At 37.5% G+C, this 12210-nt stretch carries 14 protein-coding genes; 6 read left to right on the top strand and 8 right to left on the bottom strand.

All coding sequences use genetic code 11. The features are described from left to right. Positions 1–39: 39 nt before the first annotated feature. Genes CH354_RS04180 through CH354_RS04170 form a run of 3 tightly spaced genes read right to left on the bottom strand, consistent with a single transcriptional unit; the run spans position 40 to position 5117 of the window. Complete coding sequence (locus tag CH354_RS04180; protein WP_100725510.1) at positions 40–1536, bottom strand: TolC family protein; 1497 nt, start codon at positions 1534–1536, stop codon at positions 40–42. After that, a complete protein-coding gene (locus CH354_RS04175; RefSeq protein WP_207764235.1) occupies positions 1533–2870 on the bottom strand; it encodes an HlyD family secretion protein in 1338 nt (445 codons plus the stop codon). The genes CH354_RS04180 and CH354_RS04175 overlap by 4 nt, the downstream gene beginning before the upstream one ends. Before the next feature lie 18 nt (positions 2871–2888). Then, positions 2889–5117, bottom strand: coding sequence for an ABC transporter transmembrane domain-containing protein (locus CH354_RS04170; protein WP_100766293.1), 2229 nt, complete (start codon positions 5115–5117; stop codon positions 2889–2891). Positions 5118–5194: 77 nt separating this feature from the next. On the opposite strand from CH354_RS04170, the gene CH354_RS04165 reads away from it, so the two are divergent. The 5 genes from CH354_RS04165 (at position 5195) to CH354_RS04145 (ending at position 7741) form a co-directional block, all read left to right on the top strand. After that, the gene (locus CH354_RS04165; protein ID WP_100766292.1) at positions 5195–5800 is read left to right on the top strand and encodes a YceI family protein; all 606 of its coding nucleotides are present in this window, start codon (positions 5195–5197) and stop codon (positions 5798–5800) included. Positions 5801–5846: 46 nt separating this feature from the next. Continuing rightward, entirely contained in the window at positions 5847–6236 is a 390-nt protein-coding gene (locus CH354_RS04160; protein ID WP_100766291.1) for a DUF1801 domain-containing protein, read from the top strand. A gap of 97 nt (positions 6237–6333) precedes the next feature. Beyond that, positions 6334–6783 carry a GNAT family N-acetyltransferase gene (locus CH354_RS04155; protein WP_100725503.1) on the top strand — a complete coding sequence of 150 codons (450 nt, stop codon included), beginning with the start codon at positions 6334–6336 and terminating at the stop codon, positions 6781–6783. 42 nt (positions 6784–6825) lie between these two features. Next, on the top strand, positions 6826–7239 hold the full coding sequence (locus CH354_RS04150; protein WP_125172362.1) for a hypothetical protein: 414 nt from the start codon (positions 6826–6828) through the stop codon (positions 7237–7239). A gap of 70 nt (positions 7240–7309) precedes the next feature. Then, on the top strand, positions 7310–7741 hold the full coding sequence (locus CH354_RS04145; RefSeq protein ID WP_100766289.1) for a hypothetical protein: 432 nt from the start codon (positions 7310–7312) through the stop codon (positions 7739–7741). A gap of 279 nt (positions 7742–8020) precedes the next feature. On the opposite strand, the gene CH354_RS04140 is transcribed toward CH354_RS04145, so the two are convergent. Then, positions 8021–8656 carry a TetR/AcrR family transcriptional regulator gene (locus CH354_RS04140; protein ID WP_100766288.1) on the bottom strand — a complete coding sequence of 212 codons (636 nt, stop codon included), beginning with the start codon at positions 8654–8656 and terminating at the stop codon, positions 8021–8023. Positions 8657–8919: 263 nt separating this feature from the next. Between CH354_RS04140 and CH354_RS04135 the strand changes: the two genes are divergently transcribed. Further along, entirely contained in the window at positions 8920–9687 is a 768-nt protein-coding gene (locus CH354_RS04135; protein WP_100725499.1) for an SDR family NAD(P)-dependent oxidoreductase, read from the top strand. Positions 9688–9782: 95 nt separating this feature from the next. Here CH354_RS04135 and CH354_RS04130 read toward each other — a convergent pair whose 3' ends face one another. The 4 genes from CH354_RS04130 to CH354_RS04115 all read right to left on the bottom strand — a co-directional run bounded on the left by CH354_RS04130 (position 9783) and on the right by CH354_RS04115 (position 12158). After that, positions 9783–10349, bottom strand: coding sequence for a CAP domain-containing protein (locus tag CH354_RS04130; RefSeq protein WP_243395954.1), 567 nt, complete (start codon positions 10347–10349; stop codon positions 9783–9785). Between the two features lie 173 nt (positions 10350–10522). Next, positions 10523–11284, bottom strand: a complete 762-nt coding sequence (locus CH354_RS04125; protein ID WP_100725496.1) for a hypothetical protein — start codon at positions 11282–11284, stop codon at positions 10523–10525. Positions 11285–11350: 66 nt separating this feature from the next. Further along, the gene (locus CH354_RS04120) at positions 11351–11827 is read right to left on the bottom strand and encodes an SRPBCC family protein (RefSeq protein WP_100725494.1); all 477 of its coding nucleotides are present in this window, start codon (positions 11825–11827) and stop codon (positions 11351–11353) included. Beyond that, positions 11814–12158 (bottom strand): ArsR/SmtB family transcription factor, encoded by a 345-nt coding sequence (locus CH354_RS04115; RefSeq protein WP_100725493.1) that lies wholly within the window; start codon positions 12156–12158, stop codon positions 11814–11816. The genes CH354_RS04120 and CH354_RS04115 overlap by 14 nt, the downstream gene beginning before the upstream one ends. Positions 12159–12210 lie beyond the last annotated feature (52 nt).

Genomic DNA, 12210 nt, shown 5'->3' with positions numbered 1-12210 from the left:
GATGTGAAAGTCGTTTTTTTTTCTACAAAAGAAATACGACTAAGGAGAAGGAGAATTTTGCAAAAAAGTTGCTGTTGACGCTTGGAAGTTGGCAACTGCGACATGATGATCGTACAATGCCTTAATTTCACGCACAGCTGCTTCCGCACTTGTCTGTTCGCGAATATTCACAAATAAAAGAGTAGAATCTCCCAAGGCAAAACGTTCTCGTTCCATCTCTTCCAATTTTCTTGCAAGTTCGACTTCACTTTGTGTGACGTTCACTCGTTTGGCTGAAGCAATGACTTCTGAGATTGCGTCTTGGACTTCGGTTTTGATTTTGTCTTTTGAAAATTGTAATTCTTGGTCAAGTTGGGCAATTTTTGCTTCTGCTGCTCCAATCATCCCCCGTGGCCTTCTTGTTTGGATGGGAACATTCAACACGAGTGAAGCTTCTAGTTCCGGTTTAGACCTTGTGACTGAACCTGGCCCTAAGTCCTGTGATCCTGCTACCACCAAGTCCACTTGTGGTTTGAGTGAGTTATAACCCATGTCCTGGTCCACTCGTGCTTTCTCTCGTTTGAATTCATAGTCTTGGATTTCTGGTCGGAACTTCCATGCGAGTTTGATGCTTTTGTCTAATTCAAGCCCTTTGTAATCAATCGGTTTTGGAAATCCTATGGGCAACCTGTCTGTGGATGGTAAAATCAAATTTCCATCCGCAGCACGTAAGAATAAAGACAAATCAATTGCTGCTTTTTGCATCTCACGTTCAGCAGAAACAAATTGTGATTCCCTTTGTAAAATGGCACGGTCATTTTCTGTTCCTTCCATTTTGGGAATATCACCTAACTTAATTCTCTGGCTAATTTGTTGTTGTCTGTTCTTTGCAATCTCTAACAAGTCTTTGTTGACCAAATACTCTTGGCCACTCGCAACCCATTTCCAATAACGTTTGGTAGCTTCTTTAATGACTTCAATTTTTAACTTTTGGATAGATAACTCAGCTAGTTTACGATCAATGTCTGCTTTCCTGAGGTCAGCTCTGTTTTTATCAATCTCACGGTTTCGCATGAGTGGAACAACAGCACCTGCTCTTACTTCTCCATAATCATTTGTTTCTCTTCGTCCGTCATAAACTGGAAATTTTCCACGGCCGATGCGGTAACCAGCAAAAAAAGATGTCCCACCAAGTGGAGTTGGTTTTTCGAACACAGTGTCCGCGCCATTATTAGTGTAATAACCAATTGGTTTGGTTGTACCCATCGCTTTGAATTGTAAATCAAAAGCACCTTCGGCTGCTAAATAATTGTATTCTGTTTCCGTTAATAGTTTTTCAGCAGCAAGTACAAGGGGGTAGGATTTCTCAACAGACCTTAAAAGTTCAGTAAGTGTTAATACTCCCGGTTGTTGGTTGATATAATCTTGTGTATAAATATTTGGTCCATGTAAGGATTCAAATGGATCTTTTGTTGGATCTGCTTCCAATAAAAAAGAAAATAACATCCCAAATGGGCATAACAACGCCAATAAAAATCGATTTAAAAGCGTTTTCATTTTGATTTTTCTCCTCCTCCATTCTCATCTAACAACGATTTCATTTCAGGATCATCCATTGGTAAATTTGGAGGGAAATCATTGAACCTTCTCCACAATTCATAACCAACGCTAACTCGATTGAGAAAAATCCATCCTTTTGCTCTTACCCCTTGTCTTAGGTAACGACTTGATGGCCACTGGCGATCTTCACTATCAGGGACCACAAGGACACGGAAATTTCCAGAACCATTGTCTGTGATGTCCACAAGTTTAACCACTCCACCAAAAGTACCAACAGCGGTTTCTGGCCAACCACTGATTTGTAAAACTGGATACCCTTGGAATTGTAATCTTACTTTCCTTCCTTCACCAACTAACGGAATATCATTCCCTGAGATAAATAATTCTACAGCTTTGTCTTCCGCATCGGGAACAAGGATGGCAACTCCATCACCTTCTTTCACTTGTTGTGTGTCTGGATTTACAAGGATTCTCATGATGGTTCCATCTCTTGGTGCAAACACTTCTTGGTTTTCTTGCCTTGATAATCTTGCTTCTAATTTAGGGAGGTCTTCTAAGACTCTAGCAACTTCAGATTGTGCAGATGCAAGTGATGCTTTGGCATCATTGATGGAAGCTTCTGCATCTTGTTGGACTTTGCCTGTATCACTATTTAACGCACGTTCTTCTTTGACAGCAGCATCATAAGCTGCTCTTGCACGATCGAGGCCAGTTTCCGCATTTGTATGGTCAAGTTCTGCTAGTTCTAAAGTACGTTTGGAGGTTAGACCTTTTTCCCATAATTGTTTTTGACGGTCTAAATTGAGATTCGCTGTTTTTAAGGCTGCTTTAGCTGCATCTACGGCTTGTTCGCTGGCACGCACTCTGTCCTTTGCCATCATCCTACGTGAGTCTGCCGCACTCACTGCACTTCCCATCGAAGAACGTAAACTTAAGATCCTAGAACGGATGTTATCTTCTCTAGAACGAGCCGCTTCGAGTCTTTGTAAAAGTGCATTTCTTTCTTCTCTGATCCTAGTGATAAAATTGGGATCATTGTCTGAAATATCAATGATAGGATCTCCTTTTTTCACACGAGTCCCTTCGTGGACATGCCACTTTACAACTCTACCGCTGATTGGAGATTCAATTACTTGTTGGCGATCCAGTGGAGCATACGCCACCACTCTACCAAACCCCATAGTGGTTTGTTGCCATGGAACATAAAGTAAGATGAGAACACTGAGAAAAAAAATAACCGTTAAGATATAGGCTAAACTTTGTGCCGGAAGTGCAGTTTGTACCAAACGATAGGATGGTAGGTTTTTGCGAAGTTTCCATTTGGGTGACATATTCGTTTTCATAGTGATTTATGAATTAACCTTTAAGGAATGAGAATCATCTTCCAAGCGTAGGATTTGGTCTGTTTGTCCCAGAATGGTTGGTGATTTGGATACAATGAATACTGTCCATTCCCGATTTTTTTGGAACAAAACTTTCAAACAAGAACTTAACATTGGTGGTGGTAATTGGTCAAGAATTCCATCAATCAGGATCAGTTTCGGATTGCCAATGATTGCTCTCGTTAGGATTAACAATGCAGATTGGACATTGTCAAATGGATGCCCAAAGGTTAACAGTTGTGTGTGGATTCCTTGCGGTAATGATTGAATTGTTTTCCAGAGACCTAAATCTTCTAAAAGATCTCGTATAGTAATGAGAGAAATTTCTTCTCGTCCCACACGGATATTTTCCAAAATGGTTCCTTCAAATATTTCATTCCCTCGGATGAGAACTGTATACGTTTGGATCTGTTCTTTGGAAACTTCATGGATATTTTGGTGGTTGTATTCAACGATTCCGGAGTTTGGTTCTCTTAGACCACTGAGTAAATCAAGTAAGATATGAGCATCGTAAGGTGTATTGGAAGTGACACCAATTGTTTTTCCTGCTTGGACTTTCAAATTGAATTGATTGAAAATTTTATGTCCATTGGCCAGAGAATAATCCACACCTGATAATTGTACTTGGATTGGTCCTTTCGGGATTTCAAATGGAACTGTTTTCGCAGTTAATGTCGGTAAATGAAAAACGGAATTAATTTTATCTACTGCTGCTATCAAACTATAAAAACTATCCAATTGTTTTCCAAACTTGGATATATCATTAAGAACTTTTGCAATCACTAACTCTGCTGCAACTAATTGACCAATTGTCAATTGTCTATGAATGACCAAATACCCACCAATTCCGAGTACGATCGCACTTGCTAACGCTTGTATGCCGACAAGTCCAATGATTTGTTTGATGTAAATAGAAAAGTATTTTTTGCGAGCAAAAAGATAATCGCGGATGATAGAATCTGCTCTTTCAATCGCAAAATGAGATCCAAACGTGGAATGAAATAAAGCGGAATGCCTTGAAATTTCCTCGAGCCATGCAGCTACCTTATACTTTTCTTTCGAAATTTTAATGTAGTTTTCGGAAGCAGGTTTGCCTAATTGGTAGATGACAACGTAACCACCAACAACCAATATAAACAAAGAAAAAACTATAAAAATAGGATGGTAAAATGATATGAGTACGAATCCTATAACGGTTGTTAATACAACGGCCAATCCATCAACCAATAATGAATGAATTGATTTTTGAATCGTCATTGTATCAAAAAATCGATTCACTAGTTCAGGATTATGGTGTTTGTCTAAGGCATCTTGTTTGATTCTTGGAAAACGAACAGCAAACTCAGTGGCAATTCTAACAAATACTCTTCGTTGTAAAATTTCTACCACATAAATCTGAATGGTTTGCATTGCCCCTGCAAAACCCAAAAAGAATACAACTAAGAAAGTGAGGATGATGACAGGTTGTAACAAAACCCCGAAGGCAACAATATTCACTAAGGAAGAGGTAGCAACTGGAACTACTAAAGATAAAATTCCAATTCCAATTCCATATATAAAAACAATCCAAACATCTTTTGACTCAATGCGTATGAGGTGATAGATTTGTTTGATTGCATTTTTGACTGCAGACGATGTGGAATGAATTTCCTTTTGAGATGAAAAAGGAAATATTGGTTCTGCGACAATCCAATCCACAACATCCTTTGTTGATTTGATTTCGAAGAGTTTTAAAAACTCTTTTTCTGAAACCCATTCTTCTTCACCAATGTGATTGTGTAGTGGTCGAATGAGGTATGAGGATGCATGGTATCCCAAAATCGCATAAAATTCAGGAAGACCAAGTTCCTTATTTTTAATTTGAAATAAAAAAGGTGCTTCTTTTGTGATATAACTTCGAATCTCTAAAATAGATTTTTGGACAAAGTTGAGTTTGATTTGGTATTGGTGAGAAGCTGCAATTAAATAGTCGAGAAATTCCAATTTCGCTTCGTGTGGGAATTTGCTACGAAGTGATCGGAATCCTTCCAAGATTTGGCTAGGGACGGATTGGATACTTAAAGAATCAGATAAAAAATCTAAAATGGACTGAGCGAGAGACTCACCAGTCGAAAGTCGTATGGGAAGTTCGATTTCCTTTGTTTTGAAGAGTTGGCTTCGAAAATGGCGAAGCAACGATTTTATTAATTTTAACATGTGAATTTCAATTCGTGCTTTAGACTCCTCTTGACAAAACTTAGTTTTTGATTTTCTATTTTTGAATAGAGGATTCTATGAAAATTTTTTATTCTATTTTAGCTTTATTCATTGTCGGCATTTTCGGGCCAATTGTTGCAGAAGAAAATTGTGAATATGAGTATGATCCTAACAAAACCAACTTAGAATGGACAGCGTTCAAGTTTACTGAAAAAACAGGTGTTAAAGGTAAATTCGACAACATTCGAGTCACGGGAAAAACGAAAGACAAATCAAAGTTTGGTGTCGCAGAAAAAATTCGATTCCAAATTGACAGTTTGTCCGTAAACTCATCTAATCCAGACCGAGATGCCAAAATCAAAAAGTTTTTCTTTGGATCTGTAAAAGGAAATCAAAAGTTAACTGGTCATTTTTCTGACCTCACATCAGGAGAAATTGGCACTGCAAAATTACACTTACAATTTGGAAAATTCAAAACATCCGTTCCCGTAAACTTTGTATGGAAGGATGAAACAGTAGAAGTTGTGGGAACAGTGGATGTGGCAACACTCGGTCTAACACAAGGTTTATCAAAATTAAATGCAGAGTGTAATGATTTACATAAAGGTTCTGATGGTGTGAGTAAACTTTGGCCAACAGTTGATGTGAAAGTAGTTTCTACAGTGAAGAAGGTTTGTAAGTAATATCGTTCTGTTAACTGATGTTTGGGTAAGGACGGTGAGATTTTAGATGGACAAAGAAATTCAAAACTATCACCAATCTTTATCCCAAACAGATCAAGAAATTTGTAATCTCTTGTATGAAGTGATCAACACAAACCTTCCAAAAGCTGAGAAAAAAATTTGGCACGCTCATCCAGTTTGGTTTTTAGAAGGAAATCCAATCGTTGGTTATAGTAAGTTAAAGTCATGTATCCGACTTCTTTTTTGGAGTGGCCAAAGTTTTGAGATAGAAGGCCTCACACCAGAAGGGAGTTTTAAAGCATCCGAGGTTCGCTATACGGATGTAAAACAAATCAAAAAAAAAGAACTAAAACTTTGGTTATCCCAAGCTAAAAAAATCCAATGGGATTATAAAAATATTGTAAAACGAAAGGGGAAATTAGAGAGAATCAAATGAATTGGTATCATGGTCCAATCAAATGTTTTAAACTGATAGATTAAATCGTTTTCAATGCAACTTTTAAAATCAAATATGCAAAAGGATTCATTTGTTCATGTTACCTGTAGAAACAAAAAAACTATCGGCAAATGAGTTAAAGGAATTTATCGAACTCATTCTCGTATTTGAAGATGTATTTGAAATGAAAGAGTTTCAAATGCCGAATCAAGCTTACCTCCAATCCCTTTTAGAACGTGATGATTTTTTTGTATTTGTTTCGGTGATCGAAGGAAAGGTAGTTGCAGGACTCACAGCTTATCTGTTGAGACAATACTACTCGGAAAAACCACTTGTTTACATTTACGATTTAGCGGTGCAGACACATTTACAAAGGAAAGGCATTGGTAAATCGCTCATCGCTTCCATCAATTCTTATTGCAAAGAGAAAGGAATGGAAGAGGTATTTGTACAAGCAGATTTAGCTGATGACTACGCCTTGGATTTTTACAAGTCGACTGGGGGGCGTGCAGAAGATGTGGTACATTTTTATTACCCACTGAATTGAAACGATTTCAGATAAAAAGGAATAATGGAACTTAGAAACAATATGAATTACAAGTATACTTGCCCTCATTGCCAAACAAATGTTAATTTTATACGAGTGATGTCGTATCCACCTCCGTTCACGATCAAATGTAAAGAATGTGATCAAAGAATGCAGGTTGAAAATAAACCTGTTGTTACTTTCGCAGTTTTACTTTCTTATTGTATGAGTTTTTTCCTTTATTTGGGATTGAAATTCTTTAAACAAATTGTTTGGATCCAAGATTTAGATGATACTACCGCCTATTTACTGATCATTGGATTCATTTTTCTCACCACTGAAGGCATCATCTATACTTTATATAAGTTGAACTCAATTAAGTTAGTAAAAGAAAGTTCATGGATTTCAAATCATAATCAATGGACTCTCCTTGTTCCAATCACATTGGTTTTGTATTTGATTTATCAATTTAATTGATACCAATGTATGTTTTGTACTTAAAATCTTTTTACATTCATTAACTAAATCATTCGTTTATCTATTCACGATGCCATTAGAATTTAATATTTACAATGATCCAAAACAATTAGAAGGCACTGCATACATTGAATTTTTACCAGGGAGATACAATGGTAAGTGTTGGAATGAGAATTCGATTTTTATGGACGAAACTACGTTTTCCATTTTTGAAGATGTCATCGAATCAATTTTAGAGGGGTATGATCATTATGCATTTAATGAACTCCCGGAAACAAAAATTCCAATCCTTCAAACTTTATTGGAACAAAGGTTGATCGAGATTTGTAATGAATGTTTATATACCATAACTCCAACATTGTATTCAGCAGTGAAAAAGGATTTGATCATAAAGGAAATTTCAGCAAATAAAAAAGGAGCAATTGAAGTTTTAGAAGGTTTTATTGTATGGATCCAAGGGTTAAAAAAACAAAACTTCCCATTATCAATTTTAGGTATCTAGTGTTTTCTATGTTTCCGTAAAACATTCTGAGGTCACAGATAGGTTTGATTCTATTTGGTTTTGAACCAGAAAGCGTTGGTTCCAAAATCATTCTAGAACCATAAAATGATACAAAGTGAAAAAACAAAATTTGCCCTTGCGTCAGCGATAGAAGCGGAAATCCTTTCCATCTTCGATTGAATTTGATGATTTTATAGGATTGGAAAGATTGGAGCGAATAGCGCGGTCGGTTTTGAAACAAATAATTGCCAACTAACCAAATCGAGGCGCCCAAAAGGGTTAACCAGGGTATTTTAAGGCTGGCATCACCACTTGGTCAATGAGGGCAATAAACAGAGATTTGTCGGGTGGTTTTCTTTCGATGAGAGCTCGGTAAGTAGCCATAGAATTCATCACTTTACAAACAAGTTCTACGTTTGCTTTTTTGGATATTTCACCACGTTCCATGGCCCGTTGCATCAAGGTTCGGTTCACTTCCATCCACGGTCCAAAGATTTCAGTGATTCCTTTTGTTTCGATTTCTTCATCTAACCAAAACGTACCGAGACCACCAAGGATTCTAAGTTTTGCATTGGCTTCTTCCATGGAATGGGGTTTTAGTAAGGCTAAAAAATCATTTCTGAGAGATCCTGTGTCAGGGATTTTTTCAAGCTCCAATTGATTTCGATTCATCCAAATCAATGCATCTTTGACGAGTTTGAGTTTGGAAGGCCAACGGCGGTAACACGCAGCCTTACCTGTTCCCACCTTGGTAGCAATTTGATCCATTGTCATTCCATCAAAACCTTCTTCGGCTAAAATCTCAAGCGCAGCGTTCATGATCGAAATATCAAGCGATGGGTCTCTTTTCCGGCCAAGGGTAGGCGGAGGTGGTGAGACAACTTTTGGATCGGATACTTTCTTTTTCTTAACCATTGGAATCCAATTATACCAGTACAAATCTCAGAAATCGAATTTCCTCAGGATTTGCAACTCATATAAAACGAATCGAAATTCGATTAGTTTGGCAAATGATTTCTGTATAGAGAATCTATCTTTTTTTCTTGACCGAGAAATCTCAAATTTTCAATGTCAGAATACGGTACTCGTTAGTTCCGAAACTAATCGGTACCGTATATACCCAAGGATACAACCTTTTAGGGCAAATACAGAAAAGTTTTAAAAAGAGGATTAAAATAATGGAAAAAAACGATAAACGAATCGCTCTCGTTACGGGAGCAAACCAGGGGATCGGTTTCCAAGTGGCAAAAGATTTGGCTAAAAATGGGATGCTGGTGCTCGTTGGATCACGTGATTTAAAACGAGGTGAAAAAGCTGCGCAGGAAATTGGTTTTGGAAGTATGGCCATCCAATTGGATGTTACCGATCGTAAATCAATATCAGATGCAGCGGAGAAAATTCAAAAAGAATTGGGACGGCTTGATTTACTCGTCAATAATGCAGGAATTTCTAATACGAGAATGCAAAGGCTTGGATTATCCATGGTCGAATATATGGAATCTGCAAAAGCAAGTATCGCTTCCATTGATGAGATACGTACGGTTTGGGATACCAATGTTTTTGGTGTATTAGCAGTGTACCAAACCATGTTACCACTTCTTCGTAAATCAAGTGACGCGCGTATTGTAAATGTATCGAGCACACTTGGTTCTCTCACCTTAAACTCAGACCCTAACTCAGGTTATCGTTCGTTTTATAATCCTGTTTATGCAGTTTCTAAAACTGCCTTGAATGGGATTACCTTGTCGATGATGTTAGAATTAAAAGATTCTAAGATTAAAGTGAATTTAGTATCTCCTGGTTTTACGAAGTCAGCACTGACCAACTTCGAAGGTTTCGAAAGCCTAGAAGATGGTGCTCGTGAAGTTGTGAGGGTTGCGATGTATGGACCTGAAGATCCAACAGGAACGTTTACGACTTGGAACAATGAGGCTGTTCCCTGGTAGGAATAGCTGAGATTTTTAGGTATAACTAACGCCTGCTAATCTTGGTGTTAGTTATATAGAATATGAAAGATTGAAATGAGCAGAATTTTTTACTTCTAACGGATCGTAGCAAACACATTGGTCCAGTAATACGAATAACTAGCGTTTGCATTGATACTTTCCCGGGCTGTATAGCCGATCCCGACATGAGTGTAGTTACAATTCTCCATATTGGCACGGTGGCCAGAGGAATTCCACCACTGGTCGAATGTTCCTTCGGCCGAAGATACACCTGCAGCAATATTTTCTCCTGCCCCAATATCCAAACCTTCTGCTTTCACTCGTGTGGTTGGAGTGGAACCATCTTGGCCAGTATGGGAAAAGAAATTGAAACGAACCATGTTGTCATTGTGTTTTTGTGCGGCAATGTTCAATGCCCTGTGTTGGGATGTGGAACCAGCGCATTGGGAGGCATTTAAAAACGTTCGAGTGGTTCCATTGGAAAGTGTATAAGAACCATTCCTTCTGTAGGTTTCCAAAATATTGTAAAACTCTAACGCTTTTCCAGATAATGTTCCCTGTGAACTCAAAGCAAGGCTCGCGATTCCTAGCAGGTTTGTTCGTTTATTTTGTGTTTCCTTTTTTTGGCTTTCGCATTCCGTTTTTAACGTTAAAGTATCCACAGGACATTCCGCTAGATTTTGGATGCAATTGCTGAAAAGAAAAAACAAAATCAAATATCTGATGAGGTATAAAAATTGTTTCATGATTGTAGTTTAAAAAATGGAAACTTAAAAGTCACCTCACAATGGATTCAAAAATTGAAAATGGAAATTGATTTCAATATGTAATGACTTCAATTTGTCACTTGATAAATGAAATACAGTCCATTTTGTGATTTTGTACGATCATTGGGATCACTGATTTGGATCAACATCGGAGATTTGTTTTTTCCATTTTGCGTGGTGAATATATGTGTATGGGCCCAATAACGAATTGGTAGTCGCCAGATCGTTTTACGTGCGTTTGCTTGAAATTCTACTACTTCCTCGTTGATTAGAAAACGAAATATTCCTGTACCAACAATTTGATTTGGAATTAGATTTAGTACTAAGGCATAAGGACTCCAATCATCCTCGAAATATTGTCCATAAAAGTCTGTAAGAATCAAGTTTTCATTGTTGTCCTTCCAATCAACCGTTCCCCAATCATATTGTATTTTACGATGACTGATAAAAACATATGGATCCTTTTCTTTTTTTAAAAAATGGATGACCCCATCTAATTTGATAGGATCCATTTTCTTTTTTTCGAAAAGGTATTCTTCGAGATTTGCATATTCCCATTTTGGTTTTGAATTTGAATACTTCTCTTTGTAGATTTGCATTCCCTTGATTAAATCTTCTTGGGTATAAACCATTCGTTCTTCACCAGCAACCGTTTGGTAGTGGCTAAATGGTAAATGATCAGAGATTTTTACAATGTGAATGGAATGCGATTCGGATTTTTCATCAAGGCGAGGAATCTCTCCTAGGTATTTAGATAACATACAATTAAAAAAGAATAATAAAATGATAGGGTATCGTCGATTCAATTTTAGAAATCTGAATTGATTCATATCGATAGAACCTATCATTTCTAGTTAGGTGATCAACTTACTTCTGATTGTTTTCAGAAAATAATTTCATTTTTTCTCATTGATATGACCTGCGAGAGGTAATCCAGATTCCAAGTATGTTTTTAAATTGGATAGAACACTAGGCCAACCATTTGATATGCCATTAAACATTTGTGAGTCTAAACCTTCATGATTAACTGCCAATCGGACAAGACCATCTGCATAATGGGAAATTTCAAAAGTAACTCGTGAATGTATGGATTCATCATTCATTTCATCTGGTCTTGCCCAAGAAATAACCAATTTAGTTGGAGGATTGACTTCCAATACTTTACCAACAAGATCAACGGTCTTATTTTCATCCATTCTCACATGTTTCCAAAAAGAACCAACTTTCCATTCTGATACATTAATATGAGCAGGATTTTTGGACAAAGGATCGGACCAATATTTTTTTGTCACCTCGGGATCGACGATTGCATTCCATACCTTCTCGGGTGTGCTAAGAATATAAGTCACATAAACAAAGTTAAGTGGTTCCATGATTCTCTCCTTCCAATTGTGTTTTTAATTCGTGTAAAAATCCTAAACGATTCTCTTCAAATTTGCGCACCCATCGCGCATACACCTCGTAAATTGGGACGGGGTTTAGGAAATGAAGTTTCTCTCTTCCTTTCCAAACCACTGTTACCAGGTTTGCCTTGACCAAAATCTCAATGTGTTGGGTTGCCGATTGCCTTTGCATGTCGAGTTGTTCGCAGAGTTGGGTCAGAGTTTGTCCATTTTTAGAGAACAGAAGGTCTAGAACCTTTCTCCGGTTCGGATCTGCCATTGCCTTGAATATAAGGTCCGTCCCTTTTCCTTCTTTTTGCACGTAAATTCATCATGCAGGTAATTACCTGCATGTCAAGAAATTAATGAGATGA

This window comes from Leptospira levettii (assembly GCF_002812085.1).
Classification (GTDB): Bacteria; Spirochaetota; Leptospiria; order Leptospirales; family Leptospiraceae; genus Leptospira_A; species Leptospira_A levettii.
This window is presented reverse-complemented; position numbering and strand designations above follow the sequence as displayed.